Origin of the sequence: Actinoallomurus sp. CA-150999 (assembly GCF_050942425.1) — a bacterium.
Classification (GTDB): Bacteria; Actinomycetota; Actinomycetes; order Streptosporangiales; family Streptosporangiaceae; genus Actinoallomurus.
This window is the reverse complement of sequence record NZ_CP192063.1, coordinates 2,483,113-2,508,480: the sequence shown is the minus strand read 5'-3', so window position 1 is coordinate 2,508,480 and position 25,368 is coordinate 2,483,113. Positions and strand designations below refer to the sequence as shown.

At 71.2% G+C, this 25,368-nt stretch carries 20 protein-coding genes; 6 read left to right on the top strand and 14 right to left on the bottom strand.

All coding sequences use genetic code 11. From position 1 onward, the window contains the following. Window positions 1-35: 35 nt before the first annotated feature. From rimM to ACQP2O_RS11930, 4 genes are all read right to left on the bottom strand, one after another. Window positions 36-536 carry a ribosome maturation factor RimM gene (gene rimM / locus ACQP2O_RS11945; protein WP_433182888.1) on the bottom strand — a complete coding sequence of 167 codons (501 nt, stop codon included), beginning with the start codon at window positions 534-536 and terminating at the stop codon, window positions 36-38. A gap of 55 nt (window positions 537-591) precedes the next feature. Continuing rightward, on the bottom strand, window positions 592-834 hold the full coding sequence (locus ACQP2O_RS11940; protein WP_252776333.1) for an RNA-binding protein: 243 nt from the start codon (window positions 832-834) through the stop codon (window positions 592-594). 1 nt (window position 835) lies between these two features. Next, window positions 836-1,303: a 30S ribosomal protein S16 gene (gene rpsP / locus ACQP2O_RS11935; protein ID WP_433182884.1), complete on the bottom strand. Its 468-nt coding sequence runs from the start codon at window positions 1,301-1,303 to the stop codon at window positions 836-838. A gap of 179 nt (window positions 1,304-1,482) precedes the next feature. After that, window positions 1,483-2,430, bottom strand: coding sequence for a LysR substrate-binding domain-containing protein (locus ACQP2O_RS11930; RefSeq protein ID WP_433182881.1), 948 nt, complete (start codon window positions 2,428-2,430; stop codon window positions 1,483-1,485). 265 nt (window positions 2,431-2,695) lie between these two features. Here ACQP2O_RS11930 and ACQP2O_RS11925 point away from each other — a divergent pair, with 265 nt between their 5' ends. From ACQP2O_RS11925 to ACQP2O_RS11915, 3 genes are all read left to right on the top strand, one after another. Next, window positions 2,696-4,291 (top strand): aldehyde dehydrogenase (NADP(+)), encoded by a 1,596-nt coding sequence (locus tag ACQP2O_RS11925; RefSeq protein ID WP_433182878.1) that lies wholly within the window; start codon window positions 2,696-2,698, stop codon window positions 4,289-4,291. Between the two features lie 273 nt (window positions 4,292-4,564). Continuing rightward, on the top strand, window positions 4,565-5,746 hold the full coding sequence (locus ACQP2O_RS11920) for an L-talarate/galactarate dehydratase (RefSeq protein WP_433182875.1): 1,182 nt from the start codon (window positions 4,565-4,567) through the stop codon (window positions 5,744-5,746). A 156-nt stretch (window positions 5,747-5,902) separates the two neighbouring features. Beyond that, entirely contained in the window at window positions 5,903-6,334 is a 432-nt protein-coding gene (locus ACQP2O_RS11915) for a hypothetical protein (RefSeq protein ID WP_433182872.1), read from the top strand. Window positions 6,335-6,442: 108 nt separating this feature from the next. Here ACQP2O_RS11915 and ffh read toward each other — a convergent pair whose 3' ends face one another. After that, complete coding sequence (gene ffh / locus ACQP2O_RS11910) at window positions 6,443-7,996, bottom strand: signal recognition particle protein (RefSeq protein ID WP_433182869.1); 1,554 nt, start codon at window positions 7,994-7,996, stop codon at window positions 6,443-6,445. A 249-nt stretch (window positions 7,997-8,245) separates the two neighbouring features. Between ffh and ACQP2O_RS11905 the strand changes: the two genes are divergently transcribed. Further along, the gene (locus ACQP2O_RS11905) at window positions 8,246-9,901 is read left to right on the top strand and encodes an acetolactate synthase large subunit (protein WP_433182866.1); all 1,656 of its coding nucleotides are present in this window, start codon (window positions 8,246-8,248) and stop codon (window positions 9,899-9,901) included. Window positions 9,902-10,023: 122 nt separating this feature from the next. Here ACQP2O_RS11905 and ACQP2O_RS11900 read toward each other — a convergent pair whose 3' ends face one another. From ACQP2O_RS11900 to ACQP2O_RS11880, 5 genes are all read right to left on the bottom strand, one after another. After that, window positions 10,024-10,494, bottom strand: coding sequence for an aldo/keto reductase (locus tag ACQP2O_RS11900; protein WP_433182863.1), 471 nt, complete (start codon window positions 10,492-10,494; stop codon window positions 10,024-10,026). Window positions 10,495-10,508: 14 nt separating this feature from the next. Then, a complete protein-coding gene (locus ACQP2O_RS11895) occupies window positions 10,509-11,939 on the bottom strand; it encodes a hypothetical protein (protein ID WP_433182860.1) in 1,431 nt (476 codons plus the stop codon). Between the two features lie 113 nt (window positions 11,940-12,052). Beyond that, a complete protein-coding gene (locus ACQP2O_RS11890; protein ID WP_433182857.1) occupies window positions 12,053-14,521 on the bottom strand; it encodes a [protein-PII] uridylyltransferase in 2,469 nt (822 codons plus the stop codon). A 2-nt stretch (window positions 14,522-14,523) separates the two neighbouring features. Next, window positions 14,524-14,862 carry a P-II family nitrogen regulator gene (locus ACQP2O_RS11885; protein WP_360898526.1) on the bottom strand — a complete coding sequence of 113 codons (339 nt, stop codon included), beginning with the start codon at window positions 14,860-14,862 and terminating at the stop codon, window positions 14,524-14,526. Beyond that, the gene (locus tag ACQP2O_RS11880) at window positions 14,859-16,289 is read right to left on the bottom strand and encodes an ammonium transporter (protein ID WP_433182854.1); all 1,431 of its coding nucleotides are present in this window, start codon (window positions 16,287-16,289) and stop codon (window positions 14,859-14,861) included. The genes ACQP2O_RS11885 and ACQP2O_RS11880 overlap by 4 nt, the downstream gene beginning before the upstream one ends. A 321-nt stretch (window positions 16,290-16,610) precedes the next feature. Here ACQP2O_RS11880 and ACQP2O_RS11875 point away from each other — a divergent pair, with 321 nt between their 5' ends. Together ACQP2O_RS11875 and ACQP2O_RS11870 are read left to right on the top strand one after the other, a co-directional pair. Further along, window positions 16,611-18,953 carry an ATP-binding protein gene (locus ACQP2O_RS11875; protein WP_433182851.1) on the top strand — a complete coding sequence of 781 codons (2,343 nt, stop codon included), beginning with the start codon at window positions 16,611-16,613 and terminating at the stop codon, window positions 18,951-18,953. A gap of 73 nt (window positions 18,954-19,026) precedes the next feature. Further along, window positions 19,027-21,126: an ATP-binding protein gene (locus ACQP2O_RS11870; RefSeq protein WP_433182849.1), complete on the top strand. Its 2,100-nt coding sequence runs from the start codon at window positions 19,027-19,029 to the stop codon at window positions 21,124-21,126. A gap of 302 nt (window positions 21,127-21,428) precedes the next feature. Here ACQP2O_RS11870 and ftsY read toward each other — a convergent pair whose 3' ends face one another. From ftsY to ACQP2O_RS11850, 4 genes are all read right to left on the bottom strand, one after another. Beyond that, window positions 21,429-22,589, bottom strand: a complete 1,161-nt coding sequence (gene ftsY, locus ACQP2O_RS11865) for a signal recognition particle-docking protein FtsY (protein ID WP_433182846.1) — start codon at window positions 22,587-22,589, stop codon at window positions 21,429-21,431. A 415-nt stretch (window positions 22,590-23,004) separates the two neighbouring features. Continuing rightward, window positions 23,005-23,655 (bottom strand): DivIVA domain-containing protein, encoded by a 651-nt coding sequence (locus ACQP2O_RS11860; RefSeq protein WP_433182843.1) that lies wholly within the window; start codon window positions 23,653-23,655, stop codon window positions 23,005-23,007. Between the two features lie 10 nt (window positions 23,656-23,665). After that, window positions 23,666-24,778, bottom strand: coding sequence for a globin domain-containing protein (locus ACQP2O_RS11855; protein WP_433182841.1), 1,113 nt, complete (start codon window positions 24,776-24,778; stop codon window positions 23,666-23,668). A gap of 38 nt (window positions 24,779-24,816) precedes the next feature. Then, a complete protein-coding gene (locus tag ACQP2O_RS11850; protein WP_433182838.1) occupies window positions 24,817-25,218 on the bottom strand; it encodes a globin domain-containing protein in 402 nt (133 codons plus the stop codon). Window positions 25,219-25,368 lie beyond the last annotated feature (150 nt).

Genomic DNA, 25,368 nt, shown 5'->3' with positions numbered 1-25,368 from the left:
CCGCCGCCGGGACACGCGAATCCCGGCGGCGTGGCTCACTCGAGCAGGCCGGGAGGAGGGTCGAGGACGATCCGCCCGCCGGGCACGTCGACCTCGGGGACGAGGGCGCGGACGAACGGCACGAGCGCGTCGCCGCCGGGGCGCCGGATGACCAGGAGGTCCTGGCCGAGGTGCTCGACGTCGACGACCTCCCCGACCTCGGTGCCGTCGGTGGTCACGGCGAGCAGGCCGATGAGCTCCTGGTCGTGGAACTCGTCCGGGTCGTCGCTGGGCGCGATGTCGGCGGAGTCGACGAGCAGGAGGACGCCGCGCAGCGTCTCCGCCGCCGTACGGTCGTCGATGCCGGCGAATCGCACGAGGAGGCGGCCGGTGTGCGGTCGTACGGACTCCACGGTCAGCGGTCCGAGGTGGGATGGGTCGGTGGCAAGCGACGACCCTGGCGCGAATCGCACGCCAGGGTCATCGGTGCTCGCCTCGACGCTCACCTCGCCGCGGACGCCGTGTGCCCGTCCGATGCGGCCGACGGCGAGCAGCATCAAGCCGCTCCGCCGGTGGTCGGGCCGCTCCGGCGAAGAGTGACGACCGTGAGCACTATCTGGCCTCGTTGAGGTCGAGAAGGTCGACGCGGATGTACCGGCCGCCGGCGAGGGCACCGATGACGGTGCGCAGGGCTTTGGCCGTACGGCCGTTGCGGCCGATGACCTTGCCGAGGTCGTCGGGGTGCACGCGCACCTCGAGGACCCTGCCGTTGCGGAGCCGGCGGGCGCGCACCCGGACGTCGTCCGGGTGCTCGACTATTCCGCGCACCAAGTGCTCGAGCGCCTCCTCGAGCACCTTAGGCCTCGCTCTTGGCTTCGGAGGTCTCCTCGGCCGGCGCCGACTCCTCCGCCTCGCTCTTGGCCTTCTTGGGCTCGGCCTTCTTCTTGGACTTGGGCGTGGTCGCCTTGCCCTCGGCGTCGTCCAGGGTCTCCTTGACGGCGGCCTGGAAGACCTCCTGCTTGTTCGGCCTGGCCTCGGCGACCTTCAGCGTGCCCTCGGCGCCCGGCTCGCCCTTGAACTTCTGCCAGTCGCCGGTGACCTTGAGGATCGCCAGAACCGGCTCGGTCGGCTGGGCGCCAACGCCCAGCCAGTACTGCACCCGCTCGGAGTCGACCTCGATGAGCGAGGGCTCCTCCTTCGGGTGGTACTTGCCGATCTCCTCGATCGCACGCCCGTCACGCTTGGTGCGGGAGTCTGCGACGACGATCCGGTAGTACGGAGCCCGGATCTTCCCCAGACGCTTGAGCTTGATCTTGACTGCCACGGGTGTGGTGTTCTCCAGATTCGAAATGGATGAGCGATGGGTACCGGGTGGGGACCGGAGCCGCCGCTCGGAAGGACACCGGCGAACAGGTGAGAGAGGGCCCTGCCCGGTCCGGTTTTCCAGCCTGCCATTCTGCCAGATGATGGCGGTGAAGTGGCAATCGATCGCTCTCCGTCGTGTCAGCGCGCCGGTTCGGTGGCCTCCGCGTCGCCGAATCGACGGCGTTCGGGGGGAATCGGCAGGTCTTCGCGGCGCAGGCGGGCGAGGAGAAGGCGCAGTGCCGGGTTGTCGTTGCTCCTCCGCCACGCCAGGCAGAGCTCCACGGGGGCGGCGCCGGGCGGGTCCAGCGAGCGGAAGACCACGTCGTCCGGGTGCAGCCGCGTGGCCGCCGCCGGCACGAGCGCGACGCCCCACCCGCCGCCGACCAGTCCGAGGATGCTGTGCACCTGGCTGAGGTACTGCGCGAACACCGGGGCCACCCCGGCCGCGCGGAAGACGCTGATCAGCAACTCGTGGAAGTATCGCGCCTCGATCGGCGAGTACATGATGAACCGCTGCCCGTCGAAGTCGGCGACGCGCAGCGGGCGGTCAGGTTCGGCCAGCGGATGCCCCGCGGGCAGCGCGGCGACCAGCGGCTCGCGCGCCACCTGCCGCGAGTCGAGGTCCGGCCGGGTGACCGGGGGCCGGACCAGGCCGAGGTCGAGGGTTCCTTCGGAGATCGCCTCCAGCTGGTCCATGGTCACCATCTCGCGCAGCACGACCTCGACGCGTGGCAGGACCTCCTGCGCGGCCTTGAGCAGGACGCCGAGGGCGGTGTACGCGCTCGCGGCGGTGAAGCCGACGGTGATGCTGCCGGCCTCGCCGGCCGACACCTGACGCGCCGCCAGCGCGGCGTGCTCGGCCTGCCGGATGAGGCGGCGGGCCTCGACGAGAAAGGCCCGGCCGGCGTGCGTGAGCTCCACCGAACGGTTGGTGCGGTCGAACAGCCGGACACCGAGGTCGTTCTCCAACAGCTGGATCTGCCGGCTCAACGGAGGCTGGGTCATCCGGAGCCGGGCGGCGGCCCGGCCGAAGTGGAGCTCCTCGGCGACGGCGATGAACCCCGTCAGCTGGGACAACGTGAACATCGATACCGAGCTTATATCAATGGATGCGATTTTTGAGTTGGACGTGGATCAGTCGCGCATCTTAGCTTCGTCCCTATACCGGAGACGGAATACGTCCTGCCGTACTGTGCGCTCCGTAATCGTCGTCCCGGTTACGCGGTGAGCATCGTCAAGGCGGGCATGAAGGTCGTCGGCCGGCCCGGTGGCCCGGTCCTCCCCTGCCGACCGGCCTCGACGACGGCGGGCCCACAGGGTTCGCGCCCCTCGTGAAGAAGGTGAGCTGACGATGACCGTGCAGGATGTGGCGCTTTCCGGACACCAGTTGATCGGCGCGCGGGACGTCCCCGGGACCGGTGAGGAGTTCCACGGCGTCGACCCCCGCAGCGGCGAGCTCCTGGAGCCCGCGTACCGCTTCGGTACGGCGGCCGACGTCGAGCGCGCCGCCGCATTGGCGTGGGAGGCGTTCGGCGCCTACCGCCAGACCGACCAGGAGACCCGGGCGGCGTTCCTCGAGACCGTCGCCGACCGCATCGACGGGTTGGGCACGACGCTGACCGACCGGGTGACGGCCGAGACGGGCATTCCGGAGGCCCGGGTCAAGGGCGAGCTGGCCCGCACCACCAACCAGCTGCGGCTGTTCGCCCGCGTCGTACGGGAGGGCAGCTGGCTCGGTGCCCGCGTCGACCCGGCGATCCCCGACCGTACGCCGCTCCCCCGCCCCGACCTGCGGCAGCGGAAGATCCCGCTGGGGCCGGTCGCGGTGTTCGCGGCGAGCAACTTCCCGCTGGCCTTCTCCGTCGCGGGCGGGGACACCGCCTCCGCGCTCGCCGCCGGCGCCCCCGTGGTCGTCAAGGCGCACCCCTCCCACCCCGGCACCTCGGAGCTGGTCGGCCGGGCGATCCGGGCCGCAGTCGCCGAGCACGGGCTGCCCGAGGGCACCTTCTCGCTGCTGCACGGCGGGCGTGAGCTGGGAGTGGCCCTCGTGACCGACCCCCGGATCAGGGCCGTCGGGTTCACCGGGTCCCGGCAGGGCGGTCTCGCGCTCGTCGCGGCCGCCGCCGCCCGTCCCGTCCCGATCCCGGTGTACGCCGAGATGTCCAGCGTCAACCCGGTGTTCCTGCTGCCCGGCGCGCTCCGCGAGAAGGCCAAGGACCTCGGCCCGGCGTACGTCGCCTCGCTGACCACCGGCGTCGGCCAGCTGTGCACCAGCCCCGGCCTGGTCTTCGCGGTCGAGAGCGACGGGCTGGACGCCTTCGTCGAGTCGGCGGGCGCGGCGCTCCAGGAGACCACGGTCGCGCCCATGCTGAACCCCGGGATCCAGCAGGCGTACGACGCGGGCGTCCGGCGGCTCGAGACGCTCGACGAGGTGGCCGAGGTGGCACGCGGCGCTGAGGATCAGACCATCGCCTGCGGCGGACGGGCCGCGCTGTTCGTCACCGACGGGGACGCCTTCCTGGCGAATCCGGCGCTGCAGGAGGAGGTCTTCGGTGCCGCGTCGATCGTCGTACGGGTCCGGGATCAGGCCCAGCTCCTGGAGATCGCCGAGTCGCTGGAAGGCCAGCTCACGGCCACCGTCCACGCCACGCCGGACGACCGCGGGCAGGCCGCCGGGCTGCTGCCGAAGCTGGAGCTGATCGCCGGGCGCGTCGTGTTCAACGGCTGGCCCACCGGCGTCGAGGTCGGGAACGCCGTGGTGCACGGCGGTCCCTTCCCCGCCACGTCCGCCCCGGCCACCACATCGGTCGGCACCAGGGCGATCGAGCGGTTCCTGCGGCCGGTCGCCTACCAGGACGCACCCGCCGACCTGCTGCCCGCCGAGCTGCGCGACGGCAACCCGCTGGGCATCTGGCGGCGCGTCGACGGCGACCTCGTCCGCGACTGACCGACACCGGTTCCGTCCCGGGGACGGCCTCGCGGGGCCGTCCCCTGGGACCTGAGTCCACGCAGGGCCGTCCCCAGACCCGAATCCACGCGGCACCGTCCCCTGAGACCCGAGCCCGCGCGGGGCCGTCCGCGAAACCGGGACCGCGCGGTGCGGCCCCCGCGATCACGGCGGGGACATCCGAGCCATCCCGAGACCGGGTCCGTACGGAGCCGGTCCCCACGACGGGTGCGGGCCGCCGGCCCGGCCCTGACATCACCCGGAGGAGTTCACGTGCCCACCTCATCGGCAGACGCGATCCCCGCCGCCTTCCAGGCCGGCGAGGCGACGCTCGATCGGATCTCCTGGATCCGGCTGTCCTCGATCACCCTGCCGCTCGCGACGCCGATCAGTGACGCCAAGGTCCTGACCGGCAGACAGCGGCCGATGACGGAGGTCGCCTTCCTGTTCGCCGAGATCGGCACCGAGGGCGGGCACGAGGGCATCGGGTTCGGCTATTCGAAGCGGGCGGGCGGACCGGGGCAGTTCGCGCACGCCAAGGAGATCGCCCCGGTCCTCATCGGCGAGGACCCCAGCGACATCGGCAAGATCTGGACCAAACTGGTCTGGGCGGGCGCGTCGGTCGGCCGCAGCGGCCTGTCCACCCAGGCCATCGCCGCGATCGACGTGGCGCTGTGGGACCTGAAGGCCAAGCGGGCGAGCCTCCCCCTCGCGAAGCTGCTCGGCGCGCACCGCGACTCCGTGCGCTGCTACAACACCTCCGGCGGGTTCCTGCACACGCCCATCGAGCAGGTCCTGGAGAACGCCGACGCCTCGCTGGCGCGCGGCATCGGCGGCATCAAGATCAAGGTCGGCCAGCCCGACAGCTCCCTGGACCTGAAGCGCCTCGAGGCCGTCCGCGAACACCTCGGGGACGACGTGCCGCTGATGGTCGACGCGAACCAGCAGTGGGACCGGCCGACCGCCCAGCGGATCGGCCGGGCGCTGGAGAGGTTCGGCCTGGTCTGGATCGAGGAGCCGCTCGACGCCTACGACGCGGAGGGGCACGCGGCGCTCGCGAGGTCGCTCGACACGCCGATCGCCACCGGGGAGATGCTCACCAGCGTCGCCGAGCACTGGGAGCTGATCCGGCTCGACGCCGCCGACGTCATCCAGCCGGACGCGCCGCGGATCGGCGGCATCACCCAGTTCCTGAAACTCGCCGCGCTGGCGGACCATCGGCACCTGCAGCTCGCGCCGCACTTCGCGATGGAGATCCACCTTCATCTGGCGGCGGCGTACCCGCACGAGCCGTGGGTGGAGCACTTCGAGTGGCTGGAGCCCCTGTTCAACGAGCGGCTGGAGATCCGCGACGGCCGGATGCACCTGTCCGGCAGGCCGGGGCTCGGCTTCACGCTGAGCGACCAGGCCCGCGCCTGGACCGTCGACCAGGCCGAGTTCGGCGACCGCCCCTGACAAACCGGCCGAACGACGTACTTTTCTGACATCGGTCATGACCCGCTGGACAGTCCCGTCGTCATTCATCCGGATTGAGCCCTGAGTCCCTATCCGACTCCAGCGTGTAACGGAAGGATCTCCCTCGACCAGATCGATCAAGAAGAGGAAACACGCATGTCTTTGCGAGGAAGATCCGTTTCGGCCCTGGCCGGGCTGGCGGTCGCCTCCGGTCTCATCCTGACCATGTCCCCCTCGGCGATGGCGTCGTCCGGCGGCGGATGCCACGCGGCCAACTACAAAGCCTCGGGCTGGAAGTTCCGTTCGTGCATCAGCGCCCGTAACAACGTGGTCCGGCCCGACTTCTACATCGACAAGGTGGGCAAGCACGATCGCAGTTGCTACATCCAGGTCTTCCTGACCAAGAAGGCCGACGGCGGCTGGAGGGACATCTGGAACCACAAATACAGCTGCAAGAAGGGCCACGTCCCGTACTCGATGAAGACACCGCGCAAGGCGCACGGTGACTACCGGTTCGATGTCGCCGTATGGCCCTTGCACTCGGCGTTCAAGCCGCTGGGGGTGCACAGCCCCGTTCTTCACAACTGAGTCGGCGCGCCTGAACGAGGTCGGCGTCGTCACGCACCCGCGTCACACGCCCGACGGCCGCCCCTTCGCCCGGATTCCTCCGGCGAAGGGGCGGCCGTCGCTTTCCTGCTACTTCTTCTTGCCCTGCAGCTTGTTCAGGTCCGGCATCTGGAAGCCGGGGGGAAGCTGGCCCGGCAGCCCTCCGCCGAGGCCCGGCGGGAGGCCCTGCGGCGCGCCGTCCGTGCGCTGCGCCTTGCCGGCAGTCTGCTGGGCGGCGCGCTTGCGGGGGTCGCCGCTGCGCTGCTTGCCCTTGCCCTTGCCCTTCTTGGCGGCCGCCTTGACCTGCTTGCGCCGGGTGCCCGGCATGCCGGGGATGCCCATGCCGCCGGCCACCTGACGCATCATCTTCTGCGCGTCGAAGAACCGGGTGACGAGGTTGTTGACCTCGGTGACGGTGACGCCGGAGCCGCGCGCGATGCGGGCTCGCCGCGAACCATTGATGATCTTGGGGTTCTGCCGCTCGTCGGGCGTCATCGAGTTGATGATGCCGCCGATCCGGTCGAGGTCGCGGTCGTCGATCTGGTCGATCTGCTGCCGCATCTGCCCCATGCCCGGCATCATGCCGAGAAGGTTCTTGATCGGGCCGAGCTTGCGGATCATCTGCATCTGCTCGAGGAAGTCCTCCAGGGAGAAGTCCTCACCCGAGGCGAACTTCGACGCGAACTTCTCGGTCTGCTCGGCGTCGAACTGCTTCTGGGTCTCCTCGATCAGGGTGAGGATGTCACCCATGTCGAGGATCCGGCCCGCCATCCGGTCCGGGTGGAAGACGCCGAAGTCCTCGAGCTTCTCACCGGTGGACGCGAACATGATCGGCCGGCCGGTGATGTGGCGGACGGACAGGGCCGCGCCGCCGCGGGCGTCGCCGTCGAGCTTGGTGAGCACCACGCCGTCGAAGCCGACGCCGTCCATGAACGCCTGGGCGGTGGTGACGGCGTCCTGACCGATCATCGCGTCGACGACGAAGAGGATCTCGTCGGGGCGGACCGCGTCGCGGATGTCGGCCGCCTGGCGCATCATCTCCTCGTCGATGCCGAGGCGGCCGGCGGTGTCGATGATGACGACGTCGTGCTGGGCGTGCTTGGCGTGCTCGATCGACCGCCGGGAGACCTCGATGGGGTCGCCGACGCCGTTACCGGGCTCGGGGGCGTACACCGCGGTGCCGGCCCGCTCGCCGAGGACCTGGAGCTGCTGCACGGCGTTGGGCCGCTGGAGGTCGGCGGCGACGAGCAGCGGCGCGTGGCCCTCGCTCTTGAGCCAGCGCGCCAGCTTGCCCGCCAGGGTCGTCTTACCGGAACCCTGCAGACCCGCGAGCATGATCACGGTCGGCGGGGTCTTGGCGAACCGCACGCGGCGCGTCTCGCCGCCGAGGATGTTGATGAGCTCCTCGTTGACGATCTGGACGACCTGCTGGGCAGGGTTCAGCGCCCGGGAGACCTCCGCGCCGGCAGCCCGCTCTTTGATCTGCGCGATGAAGTCCTTGACGACGGGCAGCGCCACGTCGGCCTCGAGCAGGGCGACGCGGATCTCGCGCGCCGTCGCGTTGATGTCGGCTTCGGAGAGCTTGCCCTTGCTGCGCAGCGAGGAGAAGACCGTAGTCAGGCGGTCGGAAAGCGTCTCGAACACGTGTCTGGACCAGTCCTAGGGTGCTTCGGGGATCGACCATCAACACTATCCGCTCAGCGGCCGTCGGATGCCGACCACCGCAGATCACTCTGACACGGCGTTCGCGGTATCACCAGAGGCGCCCGCCCGGCGTCATGGACGGCGACGCACCGCAGAACGTGTGATCGGCCACATCCCGGAATGCCGCTCCGCTTTCGACACTTCCTCCAAAACAGGTGAACAAGCCCGTTTAAAGGGGAGGAAGTCCGCATGGACCCGCAGGTGGAGGCCGCACGGCTCCTGGTCCGCTGTCTGGAGGCGGAAGGCGTCGAGTACGTCTTCGGCATCCCGGGCGAGGAGAACATCCACTTCGTCGACGCTCTCAACGAATCCTCCATCCGCTACGTCCTCGTGCGCCACGAGCAGGGCGCGGCGTTCATGGCCGAGATCTACGGACGGCTGACCGGCCGGGCCGGTGTCGCCTCGGCGACGCTCGGGCCGGGCGCGATCAACCTGCAGCTCGGGGTCGCCGACGCGACGACCAACAGCACGCCGGTCGTCGCCATCTCGGCGCAGGTGGGCCTGGACCGCATCTACAAGGAGTCGCACCAGATCATCGACCTCGTGTCGCTGTTCCGGCCGATCACTAAGTGGTCCGACATGGCGCCGACGCCGGTGGCGCTGCCGGAGATGGTCCGCAAGGCGTTCAAGACGGCGCAGACCGAACGGCCCGGCGCGGTCTACCTGGCGATCCCTGAGGACGTCGAGTCGGCGAAGGTCGACGCGTCCCTGAAACCACTCCCGATCAACGTCGTACGCCCGAACGAGCCCTCCCCCTCGCAGATCGCGCGCGCCGCCGACATCATCGCGCTGGCCCGCCAGCCGATCGTGCTGGCCGGCCACGGCGCCACGCGCGACCGCGCGAGCCACGAGCTGATCCGCCTCTCCGAACGGCTCGGACTCCCCGTGGCGACGACGTTCAACGGCAAGGGCGTCTTCCCCGACGATCACGACCACGCGCTCGGCGCGGTCGGCTTCATGCGCCACGACTACGTCAACTTCGGCTTCGACGAGGCGGACGTCCTCATCTGCGTCGGGTACGAGCTCCAGGAGTTCGACCCGGTCAAGATCAACCCACACGGCGACAAGAAGATCATCCACATTCACCGGTTCCCGGCCGAGGTGGACGAGCACTACCCCGTCGACGTGGGTATCCAGGGCGACATCCGGCACAGCCTCCGGGCGCTCACCGACGCGGTACACCGCCGCTTCGACATTCGCGGCACCGGCGAGAAGATCCGGCGGATGCTCCACGAGGAGCTGGACCGCGGCCGCGTGGAGGACCGGTTCCCCATGTCCCCGCGCCGCATCGTCACCGACATCCGCGAGGCGATGGACCGGCACGACATCGTCCTGGCCGACACCGGCGCGGTGAAGATGTGGATGGCGCGGATGTACCCGACGTACGAGCCGAACACGCTGCTGGTGTCCAACGGCCTGTCGTCGATGGGCTTCTCGGTGCCGGGCGCGATCGCCGCCAAGCTCGCCTACCCCGGCCGCCGCGTGCTCGCCGCCACCGGGGACGGCGCGTTCCTGATGAACTCCCAGGAACTGGAGACGGCCGTCCGGGAGAACGTCCCGATCACCGTCCTGATCTGGGAGGACAACGCGTACGGGCTCATCGAGTGGAAGATGGACCTGGAGATGGGCCGCGACTCCAACGTCGAGTTCGGCAACCCGGACTTCGTGAAGTACGCCGAGAGCTTCGGCGCCAAGGGCTACCGGGTCGAGTCGGCGGACGCGCTCCTGCCGACGCTGCGCGAGGCCCTCGCGCAGGACACCGTGTCGGTGATCACCGTTCCGGTCGACTACTCGGAGAACCTCCAGCTCACCTCGAAGCTCGGCGAGCTCACCGACCCGTTCTGACGCTCAGCGCCCGGCCGGCCTCTCCGGCGGACGTCTCCCGGCGGGCCCTGGGGACGTCCGCTCGGCGGGAGGCGACGGTGGCCAATGCCGGTGTGGCGCCTCGATGGCCCACAGGGCACTGATCACACACGCGGCCGAGCGGCGTTCAGACGGCTTCGCTGATCGTCGCTCAGCCGCAGAGCCGCCGAGGCGATCACGCCGGCGACGTCAACGAGCTGCCGCGCCTGGTCGAGCTCGGCGGCGGTGACCTCCGACAGACCGATATGGCCGATCTTGCCGTCAGCCTGCAGCTCGCCGAGGGTGCCCACCTGGTCGGCCGGCGGCACCTCCGGGTCGATGCGGTGCAGCTGCAGCAGGTCGAGTCGGTCGACCCGAAGCCGGCGCAGGGCCTGCTCAACCTGGTCCCGCAGGACCTCCGGGCGCCCGCACAGGGCCGCCTCACGCGGCGGTTCCGGCGGTACGACCCCGACCTTCGTGGTGATGAGCACCTCGTCCGGATAGGGATACAGCGCCTCGACGAGGAGTTCCTCGTTCGCGCCCCATCCGTAGAGGGTCTCCCCGGCGGATGCCTCCGGAGGGTTCTCCGGAGGCATCCGCTCGGGCCTTCTCAGCCGGCGGTAGCCGGTGCCGTGTACAGGACGGCGGTGGGGTTCTGCGGGGTCAGGGTCGCGGGCGTGGGGCCGGCGATGAACGACGTGCCGGGCTCGTCGTTCCGGCCGAGGAAGAACGCCCGGTTGATCGCCTGCACCTTGATCGTGGCGCCGGTGTCCTTGCTCGTGGCGGGCACGCGGATGCCGGTGATCTCGGCGATGTCGGACGGCTTCGTCCCCGGCGGGAGCTGGACCGTCGTGGCCGCGGGCAGGTCCCGGTTGATGGACCGGTCCGGGAACAGGTGGTCCGAGCGGTACAGCGTCGGGTCGCCCTTGAGCTTGACGCCGATCGACAGGCCCACCCAGTCGGTGCCGTTCGGCGGGTTGACGGTCTGCTTGCGCACGACGAGGTAGAGGTAGTCACGCGGGTCGGCGATGAGGGTCTGGGAGGTCGTCGGCGGGTCCGCCGCGACGCGGCCCTCCCGGCGTGCCTCCGCCGCCACCACCCAGTACGTCCACGGGTTGCGGTCCATGACCTGCTCGCGGGCCTCGGTGGCCGCGTCGAGGCTCTGCGCGGTGGACAGCGAGAACCGCATCGGGTCGTCGACCTTGTCGCAGATGTTGTTGTTCAGCGTGCAGGTCTGCAGCAGCGGGTGGTCGCCCTCGTACGTGCCGGCGAACTGCTGCGTGACGTGGTTCGGCGCCTGGAAGACGGCGGTGCCGGGGACCCGCTTGCCCTGCGCGTCGACCTCGACCTGGTAGATCCACTCGATGTCGGACGTCCGGCCCCAGCGCGCCATGAGCTGCGGCGTGGACGTGCCGCCGTCCTCGTTGCTCCAGATGTACGAGTACGTGAGCAGCCGGTGCCCCAGCGTCTGGGCCGGGACGTCCTCGTGCCAGGCGACCAGCGGGGTGTCGGTGGCGTTGTTCTGGAACGGCCCGGTCGAGGTGCCGCCGGTGCCGTTGCGGCCGTACAGGACCGGCGCGTGCGCCATTTCGGTGTACGACGCCGAGCCGGCCGCGACCGTACGGAACGCCAGGCCGGACACCCGTACGCTCTTGCCCGGCGAGCGGTCGGCGGCCACGCTGAGCCGCAGCGTGTGACGGCCCGCGGACAGCCGTCCGAGGGCGAACTCCCGCTTGATCGGGAAGGCGGCGGGAACGACGTCGTCGGTGGCGTACCGGCCGTCGACGAACAGCGACAGGACGGCCGACTCGTGTCCCTTGACGGCCCAGGACACTCCCGGGGCCGCGGCGGTGACGCTGACGAACGCCTCTCCGGCGTGACCGGTGCGGAAGGTCACCGTCCGGTCGTGGCCGCGCTGGACGGTGGGGACGCCGGCGGCGAGGGCGGGTGTCGCCGCGGCACCGGACAGGGCGAGGACGAGGGCGGGCACGACCGCACGGGTGACGGCCGGTCTCGCCTTGGTGACAAGGACGTTGGGCACTGGACCTCCTGAGACTCTCCAACGTCCAGCAGCCTCATGGTCACCACGGGCACCGTCAATGCACTACACGATCATTTCCGGCGATCTTCACCCGGCGGTCAGGAGTGCGCAGGTCAGCGCACGACGTCGAGGACGCTACGGCGGATGGTCTCGCGCAGGGCGAGGTCGGCGAGCGGACGCCCGTCCTCGTCGACGATGTAGAAGACGTCGACGGCCTCCGCGCCGAGCGTCTCCACACGGGCTCCGCGCACCTGGACGCCGCAGGAGCCGAGGGCGTGCCCGATCCGCCACAGCAGGCCCGGCCGGTCGTGGGCGCGCACCTCCATGACCGTCGCGGTGCTCGAGGCGTCGTCGAGGAGGGTGACGCGCGGCGGCGGCACCGGGACCCCCTTGCGGGGCTTGTACGACCGGGCGCGGCGTTCCAGCCGGGCCGCGACGTCGAGGCGCCCGGCGAGGACGCGGCGCAGGTCGGCCTCCAGGGCCGCCGGGTCGGGCCCGGAGCCGTACTCGGGGACGGCGATGAACTCCAGGACGGCCGTGTCCGCCTGGTGCGGACGGCCGCTCTCGCCATCCTGCCCGTGTGCCGTGCGGCGACCGTCACCGTCCGGCCGATGCGCCGTGCGGCCGCCGTCACCGTCCTGCCGATGCGCCCCGCCGCCGTCGCCGTCCTGTCGGTGCGCCCGGCCGCCGTCGGCGTCCGGGCCGTGAGGGACCGCCGCCCAGGACACCGTACGGGCGCCGCGGACGGCGAGGCGGTGCAGCGCGAGCACGCCCGCCGCCTGCCACAGCAGGCCGGAACGGTCGGGGGCCACCATCGTGATCCGCGAGCCGGTGACGCGGACCGCGCCACCGCCGTGGCGGGCGAGGGCCAGTTGCTCGGGGGTGGGGTCGGGTGCCACGGGCGGCGGCGCGCCGGCGAGCACCGCGGCGACCCGGCGGGCCAGTTCGGCGACGAGGCGGGCCTTCCACGCGCCCCACGCGGCCGGTCCGGTGGCCTGCCCGTCGGCGACGGCGAGGGCGGCGAGGGTCTCCAGCACGACGGGGTCGCCGATGGCCTCGGCGACCGTCTCGATCGTGACGGGGTCGTCGAGGTCGCGCCGGGTCGCGGTCTCCGGCAGCAGGAGGTGGTGCCGGACGATCGCCTCCAGCGCGCGCACGTCGGCGGCGTCGAACCCGAGGCGCTGCCCGAGGTCACGGGCCATGACCGCGCCCGTACGGGAGTGGTCGCCGGGCCAGCCCTTGCCGATGTCGTGCAGGAGGGCGCCGACGAGCAGGAGGTCCGGCCGGGCGACGTCGCGGGTGTGCGCGGCGGCGCGGGCGGCGGTCTCCACGAGGTGCCGGTCGACGGTGAAGGTGTGGACGGGGTTGCGCTGGGGGCGGTTGCGGACGCGTTCCCAGTCGGGCAGGAGCCGGACGATCAGGCCGGCCTGGTCGAGCGCCTCCCACACGCCGATGGCGGCGGGGCCGGCGCCGAGGAGAGTCACGAGCGCGTCGCGGGCCGGCGGCGGCCAGGGGACGGGAAGCGGCGCGGCCTCCTTCGCCAGCTTCTCGACGGTCGCGATGGCGAGAGGCAGGCCCGCCTGCGCGGCCGCCGCGGCGGCGCGGAGCACGAGCACCGGGTCCTTGCCGGGGTCGGCGCCGAGCGCGAGCACGACCTCCCCGTGCTGCTCGACGACCCCGTCGGCGAGCGGCCTGCGGACGGGGCGCCCCGGCGGGGAACAGAAGCGGCTCACCGTGCGCCACGCGTGGTCGGCGGCGTAGGTGACGGTACGGGCGGCCTCGGCGACGGCCCGCAGCAGGGCGTGCGCGTCCAGGAGGCCGAGCACGCCGGCCACGGCGTCCTGTTCCTGGAGCACGAGGCGGTCGCCCCCGCGCCCGGTGTGCTCGTGCAACGCGTGCCGGACGTCGAGGAGCAGGTCGTACGCCTCCCGCACCCGGGCCGTCGGAGCGGGCGCCACCCACGCCGCCGCGACCGCCTGCATCGCGTGGACGTCGCGCAGCCCGCCGCGCGACTCCTTCAAATCGGGTTCGAGCAGGAACGCCAGTTCGCCGTAGCGGCTCCAGCGGGACCGGGACATCTCCCGGAGCTCCGGCAGGCGCCGGCGGGCGTCGGCCCGCCAGTCGGTCAGGACGGCCTCGCGGAGCTCCCGCGTCAGCGCCGGGTCGCCGGCGACGTGCCGGGCCGAGATCAGGCCGAGGGCGGCCTTCATGTCCTCGCGGGCGACGGCGCGTCCCTCGTCGGGGGTGCGCACCGAGTGGTCGAGGCGCTGCCCCGAGTCCCAGATCGGGTACCAGACGCGGTCGGCGAGGGCGGAGATGTCCGGCCGGCCCCGGTGCAGGAGGACCAGGTCGAGGTCGCCTCCCGGGGTGAGCTCCTCGCGCCCGTGGCTGCCCACGGCGACGAGCGCCACGTCGGCCTCGGCGCCGAGCAGGCGGGCGAGTTCGCGGTCCAGCTCTCCGGTGCGCGCGGCCCGTGCCGCCCCGAGCGCGGCACGCGCCTCGGCCGTCGCGGAGGAGACCTCGCGGCCCGGCGGGACGACCTCGCCCGCCGGGCCGCGCGCTCCCCCGATCACGTCCGCCACGCTTACAGCGCCTCCGGCCCGGTCTCCCCGGTACGGACGCGGACGACGGTGTCGACCGGGACCGACCAGACCTTGCCATCGCCGATCTTGCCGGTCTGGGCCGCCTTGACGATGACGTCGACGATGTCGTCGGCGTCCTCATCGTCGACCAGAACCTCGACGCGGAGCTTGGGAACGAGGTCGACCTTGTACTCCGCGCCCCGGTAGACCTCGGTGTGGCCGCGCTGGCGGCCGTACCCACTGGCCTCGCTGACCGTCATGCCGTGCACGCCGAACGTCTCCAGCGCCGCCTTGACGTCGTCCAGCTTGAAGGGCTTGATCACCGCGGTGACGAGCTTCATGCCTCCGCCTCCACCTTCTTGTCGCCCGGCTCCGCCGACGCCGTGCCGCCGTTGGATGCCGCCTCATCGCCGGCGGTCGCCTTGCCGACGGTGAGCGTCGCCAGGATGCCCGATCCGGGGGTCCCACCGTGGGAGGGGCTGATCTCGTACGCGGTCTCGGCGTGGGCGGCGAGGTCGATACCGGAGACCTCGTCCTCCTCGCTGACGCGCAGGCCCATGATCTTGTCGAGGACCTTGGCGATGATCCAGGTGATGACGAAGGAGTACACCGCGACCAGCACCACGCCGATCGCCTGCTTCCCGAGCTGGCTGAAGCCGCCGCCGTACAGCAGGCCGGCGGGCCCGTCGCCCTTGGCGGGGGTGAGGATGCCGGTCACCGTGGGGGTGGCGAGGAAGCCGATGAGCAGGGCGCCCGCCGCACCGCCGACCGCGTGCACGCCGACGACGTCGAGCGAGTCGTCGAAGCCGAACTTGTTCTTCAGGCCGACCGCCACCGAGCACAGCGCGCCGGCGATGACGCCGAGGATGATCGCGCCGACGGGGTTGACCGAGGCACACGCCGGGGTGATCGCGACCAGACCGGCGACGGCGCCGGAGGCCATGCCGAGCGCGGTGGGCTTGCCGTAGCGGATCTTCTCGGTGATGATCCAGCCGAGCGCCGCCGCGGCCGTCGCGACCTGGGTGTTGACGAACGCCACGGACGCCTGGGCGTTGGCCGCCAGCGCCGATCCCGCGTTGAACCCGAACCAGCCGAACCACAGCAGGCCGGCGCCGAGCAGCACGAAGGGGACGTTGTGCGGCCGCATCGGCTCCTTGGGCCAGCCGACGCGCTTGCCGACGACCAGTGCCAGGGCGAGGCCGGCCATACCGGCGTTGATGTGGACCGCGGTACCGCCCGCGAAGTCGAGGGTGCCGATGTGGTCGGCGAGGAAGCCGCCGTCCTTGGTCGTCGACAGGTCACCGAAGAAGAACACCCAGTGGGCCACCGGGAAGTACACGACCGTCGCCCAGATCGCCACGAACACGCACCAGGCGCCGAACTTGATCCGGTCGGCGACGGCGCCGCTGATGAGCGCCGGCGTGATGATGGCGAACATCAGCTGGAACGCCACGAACGCCAGTTCGGGCGACGTTCCGGAGGCGGAGATCAGGGTGTCCTTGAGGCCGATCTTGCCCAGACCGCCGATGATCCCGTAGTTCCCCACGTCCTTGGCGAACGCGAGCGAGTAGCCGTAGAAGACCCACAGGACGCTGACGATGCCGATGGTCGCGAAGTTCATCATCAGCATGTTGAGGACGCTCTTCTGCCGGACCATGCCGCCGTAGAAGAATGCGAGGCCGGGGGTCATCAGCAGGACGAGTGCTGCACTCGCGAGCAGCCAGGCGGTGTCGCCCGAATTCATGAGTTTGAGAACGTCCGGCGGCATGCGGGCCGTCCCTTCGGTGAGGTGGAGATACTGCTCAGGAGCTTCGAGCAGCGCGGTTTCACCAGCGGGGCATGAGTGTTTCGGCGGTGTGAAACCCTTCGGCCCGATGTTTCAGGTGTGTTTCGGTTTTCTCACGGCATATGGCCGTAAATGACCAAAAATGAGATCACAGCTGTCACACCGACCTCACCGACCCCAGAGGCCGCTTCGGTCACCGCCGCGGCGGGCTGACGGGTCGCCGCCGGCCGACCGCCGCGCATACGCTGTGACCTGGACCGTAAGCCGGAGCGGATCGCTCCGGGTGGGGCCCGAGGCGAGGTCATGGCGGGGGTATCCAACACCGTACGGCCCGGACAGATGCACGGACTGCCGGCCGAGGTGACGAGTTTCGTGGGGCGTCGGCACGAGGTGGCCGAGGTCAAACGGTTGCTGTCGGCGTCGCGCCTGGTGACGTTGACGGGTGTGGGCGGGGTGGGCAAGACCCGGCTGGCCGGCCGGGTGGGGGCGATGCTACGCCGGGCGTTCCCCGACGGGGTGTGGCTGGTGGAGCTCGCCGATCTGAACAACCCCGATCTGCTGGTGCCGGCGGTGTGTGAGGCGTTGCGGATCCGGGATCATTCGGCGCGGCCTGCGCTGGAGGTGCTCATCGATCATCTGCGCGATGCCCAGGCGCTGGTGATCCTGGACAACTGTGAGCATCTGGTGCCCGGCTGTGCGGTGCTGGCCGATGCGTTGTTGCGGTCGGCGCCGGGCCTGCGGATCCTGGCCACGAGCCGCCAGCCGTTGGGTGTCGGCAGTGAGCAGACGTTGTCGGTGCCGACGTTGCCGGTGTCGGGTGATTCGGTGGTGGCCGGGGATGCGGTGCGGTTGTTCGCCGAGCGGGCCGAGGCGGTGGTGCCCGGCTTCGCGGTGACCGAGGACAACCGGGAGATCGTGGAGCGGATCTGCCGGCGGCTGGACGGGCTGCCGTTGGGGATCGAGCTGGCCGCGGTGCGGTTGCGGGCGTTGTCGGTGCAGCAGCTTCTGGCGCGTCTTGATGATCGGTTCCGGTTGCTGACGTCGGGGTCGCGGGCGGTGCTGCCGCGGCATCAGACGTTGCGGGCGTTGATCGATTGGAGTCATGGGCTGTGTACCGAGGCCGAGCGGCTGGTGTGGGCGCGGATCTCGGTGTTCTCCGGCGGCTTGGACCTGGAGGCCGCTGAGCAGGTGTGCGCCGGGGACGGGATCGCGCGGGAGGACATGCTGGATCTGGTGGGCGGCCTGGTCGACAAGTCCGTGCTCGTGCGCGAGGAGCACCCCGGCACGGTCCGGTACCGGCTGCTGGAGACCATCCGCCAGTACGGCCGTGAACGCCTGACCGCCTCCGGCACCGAAGACCTCGTCGAGGAACGCCACCGCGACTACTACCGGGATCTGGTCGCCCGCGCGGACGAGGCGTGGTTCGGCCCCGACCAGGTCACCTGGTTCGACCGGCTGCGGCTGGAGCACGGCAACATCCGCACCGCCATCGACTACTGCCTCTCGGCGCCGGAGCAGATCGATGCCGGCCTCGCCATCGCCTCGAGGCTGCGGTTCTACTGGATCGCGGCCGGGCTCGTGCATGAGGGCCGGAGCCGGCTCGAGGCGCTCCTGAGCAGCGACTCGGCGTCTCCCGCCGCCCGCGCCGCCGGCCTGTGCGTGCACGCCCGGCTGGCCGTCCTGCAGAGCGACTTCGCGGCCGCCGGCCCGATGCTGGACAAGAGTCGCGCGCTCACCGACCCGGGCGAGGACCCGGTGACCTTCGCCCAGTGCCAGTACGTCGCGGGCCTCGCCGCGCTGATCCGGCACGACCTGGACGAAGCCGTGACCCTCCTGGAGGACGCCCTCGAGCGCCACCGGGAGCTGGGACATCCGGCCGGCGTGGCGAACTCCCTCATGTACCTCGCCACCACCTACTCCCTCCTCGGGCGCTCCGAGGAGGCCGTCGCGCTGTTCGACGAGTGCCGGCGGCTCTGCGAGGCCCGGAACGACCGCTGGTTCTGCTCCTACACACTGTCCGTCTTCGGGATCGAGGTCTGGCGGCAGGGCGATCTGAAACGCGCGACAGAGCTCGAACAGCAGGCCATCCGGCTCAAGCGGCCCTTCGACGACCGCCTCGGCACCGCGCTGTGCGTCGACGTCCTGGCCTGGATCGCCGCCGCCGACGGCGACCCGGAGCGTGCCGCCCGGCTGCTCGGCGCACTACGGGACATCTGGCGCCTCGTGGGCGGCCCGCCGTTCGGGTACCTCACGGAGTACCACGAGGACTGCGAGACGGCGGTCCGGGACCGTCTCGGCACCGAGCGGTTCGACGCCCTGTTCCGGGAGGGCTCCGGCATGTCACTCGACCGTGCGACGGCCTACGCCCTCCAGGAAGGCGACGTGCGGGCCGCGCCGTTCGCGGCGAAGGGCGCGGCGCCCTCGCCGCTGACCGGCCGGGAGATGGAGGTGGCGAAGCTCGTCGCCAAGGGGCTGAGCAACAAGGAGATCGCGGCCGCGCTCGTGGTCGCCCAGCGGACCGCGGAGGGACACGTGGAGCGCATCCTGCGCAAACTCGGCTTCACCTCACGCGCCCAGATCGCCGCCTGGATCGCGGAACTCGCCGATGCGGAGACAGACGACGTACGCCGCCCGGGCCGCCGGTGACCCGAGCGGCGAGCCGCCGGGCCCGTCTCCGGCGGGCGTGACTCGCTTCGCCGAATCTCCTACCCTGAAGGAAATGCCTGATCAGGACGTTCCGGCCCGGATCTCCTCGCCCAGCGACGCTTCGAGCTTCGTCGGCCGCAAGCACGAGATGTCCGAGGTGAGGCGGCTCCTTCCGCGAACACGGTTGCTCACGCTCACCGGCCCGGGCGGCGTCGGCAAGACCCGGCTCGCCCTCCAGGCCGCCAGGGCCGTACGCGGCCGGTTCCCCGACGGAGTGGAGATCGTGGAGCTGGCCGCGCTCGAGGAGGGCGGCCTGCTCGTGCCGGCCGTGGCCGCGGCCCTGGGCCTCCGGGAGGGGGACCGCCAGGTCACTCCGCTTCACGCCGAGGCCACCCCGCTTCTCGCCGACTACCTGGCCGACAAGCGGACGCTGCTGGTGCTGGACAACTGCGAGCACCTGCTGCAGGCGTGCGCGGACCTCGTGAACGACCTCCTGCGGGCCGCTCCGCGCCTGCGCGTGATGACCACCAGCCGGCACCGGCTCGGGCTGACCGGCGAGCAGGTGCTGGCCATCCCCTCTCTCACGGTCGTCGGCGAGCACGCCCCCGTCCGCGAGATCGCCCGGTGCGAGGCGGTGCGGCTGTTCAGCGACCGAGCCGCCACCGTCAACCCCGACTTCACCGTCAACGCCACCAACGCCACCACCCTCGCCCGCATCTCCGCCCGCCTCGACGGCATCCCCCTCGCCATCGAACTCGCCGCCGCCCGCCTGCGCACCACCCCCATCGACCAACTCCTCCGCGAACTCGACGACCGCTTCACCACCCTCACCGGCGGCAGCACCACCGCCCTCCCCCGCCACCAAACCCTCCGCGCCACCATGGACTGGAGCCACGACCTGTGCTCCCCCGCCGAACAACACCTCTGGGCCCGCCTCGCCACCTTCCCCGGCGGCGTCGACCTCGACACCGCCGAAGAGATCTGCTCCGGTGACGGGATCGCACCTGATGAGATCTTCGACCTGATCTCCGGCCTGGTGGACAAGTCGGTCCTGACCGCCGAACGGTCCGGTACCCGCACGCGGTACCGCATGCTCGACAGCATCCGCGCGTACGGGCGTGAACTCCTGGACGCGCGCGAGGAACGGCGGCTGATCGAGCGGTACTGCGTCCACTACGAGGCGCTGGTCCAGCGGTGCCGGATCGACCGGATGACCGTCGACCAACTCGACCGCTTCCGGACCTTGCAGGTCGAGCTGCCCAACCTGCGTACGGCCATCGAGGGGTGCTACAGCCGCCCGGCCTCGGCGCCCGCGGGGTTGGAGATCGCCTCGTCGATGTGGGGGTTCTGGCTGCTCGCCGGGGCCCTCACCGAGGGCCGCCACTGGCTGGAACGCGGGCTGGACCTCGTACCCGCTCCCGGCGACGCCCGGATCACCGGGCTGTGGGTCGACGCCCTGCTCGCCCTCTACCAGCGCGACATCCCCGGGGCGCTCGCGCGGATCGACGAGTGCCGCCCGCTCGCCGACGCTGCGGGGGACGCGACGGCCTCGGCGTTCGCCACCATGGTGTCCGGCATCGCCGCGCTGTCCACCGGGAACGGCCGCCGCGGGCTCGCCCTGATGAAGGAGGCCCGTGACCACCACTGGGCCACCGGTGATCTCGACGCCGTCGGCCTCAACCTCTACCTGGCGTCGATGTTCTGCATCTCGGATGATCCGAACCTCGCCGCGGCGCTCGGCGAGGAACTCGTCGCCCTCTGCGACGCCAAGGACGCGCCCCTGTTCCGGGCGTACGCGCTGTTCGCCATCGGCGTCGCCACCTGGAAGCAGGGCGACTGGCGGCAGGCGGAGGCGATGATGCGCCAGGTCGCCGGCCCCTGGGCCGTGATCGAGGACCGCTGGGGGCTCGCCCAGTTCCTGGAGGTGCTGGCCTGGACGGCGGGTGCCCGCGGCGCCCATGAACGCGCGGCCCGCCTGCTAGGCGCCGCGGACCGGGTCTGGCAGGAGATCGGCTTCTCGCCGACCCAGCTGCCGTATCACGTCAGCTCCCACCAGGGGTGCGAGACGCACGCCCAGGAGGCTCTGGGGCGCCGGGCGTTCGGCGCGGCGTTCCGCGGCGGGGCCAGGCTGACCCTGGCCGCCGCCGTCGCCGACGCCCTCCGCGAGGACTGACCGCCCGGACCCCCGACGCCCTCCGTAGGAGTGCCCGGCCGTACCGACGCCCTCCAGGGGGAGCCGACCGCCCGGACCCCCGACATCGCCACGAGGACTGACCGCCCGGACCCTCAGCCCCCTCCACGGGGGCAGGGGGTTGGACCGCCGCTCCCCTCTACGAGGGCCGACCGCCCGGACCGCCGGCACTCTCCACGAGGACTGACCGCCCGACCCCCGCCACCTTCCACTTAGGGACTGCCCGTCCGGACCACCGGCACCTCCGCGAGGACCGACCGCGCCCGGTGCCGCGGCCGCTCGGGTCAGCCGCCCAGGATGGCGTCGACGAAGCCCTCGGGGTCGAAGGGCGCCAGGTCGTCGGGGCCCTCCCCCAGACCGACGAGCTTGACCGGGACGCCGAGTTCACGCTGGACCGCGATGACGATGCCGCCCTTGGCGGTGCCGTCCAGCTTGGTCAGCGCGATGCCGGTGACGTCGACGACCTCGGCGAACACGCGGGCCTGGCGCAGGCCGTTCTGCCCGGTCGTCGCGTCGAGCACGAGAATGACCTCGTCGACCTGGGCCTGCTTCTCGACTACGCGCTTGACCTTGCCGAGCTCGTCCATCAGGCCGGTCTTCGTGTGGAGGCGGCCGGCGGTGTCGACGATGACCGTGTCGACGCGGTCCTCGATGCCCTTCTTCACCGCCTCGAACGCGACGCTCGCCGGGTCGGCGCCCTCGTCCCTGCGCACGACCTCGGCGCCGACCCGGGACCCCCAGGTCTGCAACTGGTCGGCGGCGGCGGCGCGGAACGTGTCGGCCGCCCCGAGGAGGACGGACCGGCCGTCTCCGACGAGCACCCGTGCGAGCTTGCCGCAGGTGGTCGTCTTGCCCGTGCCGTTGACGCCGACCACGAGAATGATCGCCGGCTGGGCGCCGTGCGGCTCGGTGCGCAGGGAGCGGTCCCAGTCCTTGCCGATCTGGGCGAGCATCTCGTCCTTGAGCATGTCGCGGACCTCATCCGGGGTCCGCGAGCCGTAGACCTTCACCTTGGTGCGCAGGTCTTCGACGATCTGCCGGGAGGGCGCGACGCCGACGTCGGCCTGGACGAGGGTGTCCTCGATCTCGTCCCAGGCGTCGTCGTCCAGCGTTTCGCGGGACAGCAGGGTGAGCAGGGTCTTGCCCAGGGCGTTCTGGGAGCGGGACAGCCGCGACCGCAGCCGTACGAGGCGGCCGGCGGACGGCGGCGGCACCTCGATCTCGGGCGGGGCGGGCGGCGCCTCGGGGACCGGTGCCCGGGCGGGCGGCGCGACGGTCTCTTCTTCCTCGATGACGGCGGTGCCGCCGCGAGGGGTCTCGGGCGTCTTGGGCGCTTCCGGTGCCCGCGGCGGCGGTGCCGCACCGCGTCGACCCCGGACCAGGAAGAACCCGCCCGCCACGACGGCGAGCACGACGATGGCGATGGCGAGAATCACGTATTCCATAGCGTGTCCCAGTCTCGCAGAAGGATCCGGCTGCCCTCCCGGTCCCTACCCGCTCACCGCCCGCCGGCGCGGTCGTACCCACGCCCGATCCCTACCGCCCACCGCCCGTCGGTACGGTCGTACCTCCCCGCCGGGCCACCTGGCCAGCGTGCGGGGCCGCCTGCCCAGCCCGCGAGCGCCGCCTGACCAGCACGCGGACCGCCGCCTCGGCGGCGTGCGGGGGCCGCCTGACCGATGCACGGTCCGCCGCCTGACCGGCGCGCGAGGGCCGCCCGACCAGCGCACGGACCGCCGCCTGACCGGCGCGCGAGGGCCGCCCGACCAGCGCACGGACCGCCGCCTGGCCAACGCGCGAGGGCCGCCCGACCAGCGCACGGTCGGCCGCCTGGCTGGGGGCCGTCTGGCCGGGGACGGGTCAGTCCAGGCGGGGAGGTACCGAGCGGGTGTGGGAGACCGAGTCGCGCTCGGACTTCTCCCACTCCTCGACGTTGCGCAGTAGCGCCTCGAGGTAGGTGCGCAGGTGGGTCCGGTAGACGTCGCTGAACGTCCGGAGGTAGGCGAGCTCGCGCTCGAGCTCCCGCCGTTCGTCCCCGGACATCGGCTCTGTCGATGGTGCGACCGCCTCGGCGGCGTTCGACGCCTGCCGGTGGGCCTCCTCCAGGACGAGGACGGCGCGGGACTGGGCGTCGGCGAGGATCTCGTCCCGGCCGCGCCTGGCCTCTTCGGCGATCTCCCTGCTGTACCGCTGGGCGTCCGCGACGTACTGGTCGGCGGTCTGCTGCGCGTTCGACAGGATCCGTACGGCCTGGATGTGGGCGTCCTCGGGCTGCACCGTGCTCACGCCGGGCGGGCTGCCCGCGATGCGTTCTCGCAGGCGGGCGACTTCGTTCTCCAGGGCCGCCTTCTCATTGAGGACGCGGACCAGCTCCTGCTCGACCTGGCCCAGGAATGCCCGGACCTGGTCCTCGTCGAAGCCCCGGCGGCCGAGCGCAGCGCGGTGGAAGTTGACCGACTGCAACTCCGCCGGGGTGAGGCGCTGGGCGCCGTGGATGTCGGGGGAGGTCATAACTCTCCTCTTAAGCGTCCGCGTACTTGTCGGTCCGGATGCGATCGTGGCCCAGCCCGAGTTGGAGGAGCCGATCGACGGTCGCGTCGGTCATTCCAGGCGAGCCGCAGACATAGGCGTCATGGTCCTGCCACCGACCGTACATTCCGACGATGTCGGGAAGCGTGCCGCGCTCGGCCGCCGGGCCCGGATCGTGGTCGGAGACTGCCGGGATGACGGTGAGCCACGGCGCCCCGGCCGCCCGTTTCTGCAGCTCGTCCAGGTCGTACAGTCCGTCGACGTAACGTGCGCCGAAGAAAAGGTGGACGCGCGGCGGGTTGGGGCGCGCGGCGATCTGATCGAGGATCGCCTTGAGCGGTGCCAGACCGGTGCTGCCGCCGATGAGCAGTACGTCGCGTTCCGACCGCTCGTCGATGGTCATCGTGCCGATCGGAGGACCGAGTTTGACCCAGTCGCCGACGGCGATCGATCGGACGAGGACCGGACTGACCGGGCCGCCGTCGATCAGCCGTACGTGGAAGTCCAGAGTGTTGTCGGGGCGCGGGGCGTTCGCCATCGAGTAGTAGCGCCACATCCGCATGCGTGCCGGGACCTCGAGCGCGACCGCCTGTCCAGGTTGGAACGGGAACGGCCGGTCGGGGAGGACCCGCATGACCGCGAGGTCGAATCGCCGGCGTTCGTGCGCGATGATCTGGGCGTTCCACCAGGAAGGGCGCGCCGTGGCGTCCTCCTGGGCCGACTCGATCATCACCTTCGAGAGCAGGTTGTAGGCGTCCGTCCAGTCTCGCGCCAGCTGCTCGTTCCACGACGGCCCAGAGAAGTAGCGGAGGGTGGCGACGAGGCTCGCCCCGACTTCGGGATAGTGCAGGGCCTCCACTCCGAATTTGCGGTGATCCCGGCCGAGTTGCTGCACGAACGGAACAATTTCCGGAAGGTTGTCGACCTGCGACACGATGCGTCCCAACGCGGCCAGCAGGCGATCGCGCTGATGGCTCATGCCGACGGGGAACATCTCCCGCAGTCGCGGGTTCCGCAGGAAGAGATCGGAGTAGAAGAACAGCGCCACCTGGTCGCCGTGCTGCGCCACGTGAGCGAAGTTGTCTTTCAGACGTTGAGCGTCCACACATTCTCCCGAAGCCGGGCGGGCCGTCGCCCCGGCGGCTAGTTCTGGCCGGCGGCGTTCACCATGACGTCGGCGACCACGCCGTACGCCTCGCCCCAGTCCTTCTCCAGCTCGGCGCTCCAGTCGTCGCCGCTGAAGTACCTCAGCGTCGCGACGAGGCTGGTGCCCACCTCGGGGTAGTGCTGCGCGGTGACGCCGAATCCGCCGTGCGCGCGGCCCAGCTCCTGGACATACGGAACGAGCCGCTCCGGGTCGTCCACGAGCGACACGATCTGCACGAGTGCCTCCAGCAGGACCTGCTGCTGGCGCGCCATCGACGCCGGGAAGAGGGAGCGGTACTGCGGGTTGCGCTGGAACAGGTCGGCGTAGAAGAACTCGGCCACGTCCATGCCGTGAGTCGCTACCTGGGCGAAGTTGCCTTTGAGACGCTGCGGGTCCACGTTGACCTCCTGGTTTTTTGCGCCTTGAGGGGACCGCCGTGACTCTAGCGAGAGCAGGACAAAATATGACGAAAGTAACGATATGAACGAGCCGAAACACTTTTGACAACGGATCCGGAAGTTTTTTGTCAGGCCGGCTCGTGTTCGCGA

Coding starts and splice junctions, on each gene's coding strand:
- rimM (WP_433182888.1), bottom strand. CDS start 536: ATGCTGCTCGCCGTCGGCCGCATCGGACGGGCACACGGCGTCCGCGGC.
- ACQP2O_RS11930 (WP_433182881.1), bottom strand. CDS start 2,430: ATGTTCACGTTGTCCCAGCTGACGGGGTTCATCGCCGTCGCCGAGGAG.
- ACQP2O_RS11925 (WP_433182878.1), top strand. CDS start 2,696: ATGACCGTGCAGGATGTGGCGCTTTCCGGACACCAGTTGATCGGCGCG.
- ACQP2O_RS11915 (WP_433182872.1), top strand. CDS start 5,903: ATGTCTTTGCGAGGAAGATCCGTTTCGGCCCTGGCCGGGCTGGCGGTC.
- ACQP2O_RS11905 (WP_433182866.1), top strand. CDS start 8,246: ATGGACCCGCAGGTGGAGGCCGCACGGCTCCTGGTCCGCTGTCTGGAG.
- ACQP2O_RS11900 (WP_433182863.1), bottom strand. CDS start 10,494: ATGCCTCCGGAGAACCCTCCGGAGGCATCCGCCGGGGAGACCCTCTAC.
- ACQP2O_RS11885 (WP_360898526.1), bottom strand. CDS start 14,862: ATGAAGCTCGTCACCGCGGTGATCAAGCCCTTCAAGCTGGACGACGTC.
- ACQP2O_RS11880 (WP_433182854.1), bottom strand. CDS start 16,289: ATGCCGCCGGACGTTCTCAAACTCATGAATTCGGGCGACACCGCCTGG.
- ACQP2O_RS11875 (WP_433182851.1), top strand. CDS start 16,611: ATGGCGGGGGTATCCAACACCGTACGGCCCGGACAGATGCACGGACTG.
- ACQP2O_RS11870 (WP_433182849.1), top strand. CDS start 19,027: ATGCCTGATCAGGACGTTCCGGCCCGGATCTCCTCGCCCAGCGACGCT.
- ftsY (WP_433182846.1), bottom strand. CDS start 22,589: ATGGAATACGTGATTCTCGCCATCGCCATCGTCGTGCTCGCCGTCGTG.
- ACQP2O_RS11860 (WP_433182843.1), bottom strand. CDS start 23,655: ATGACCTCCCCCGACATCCACGGCGCCCAGCGCCTCACCCCGGCGGAG.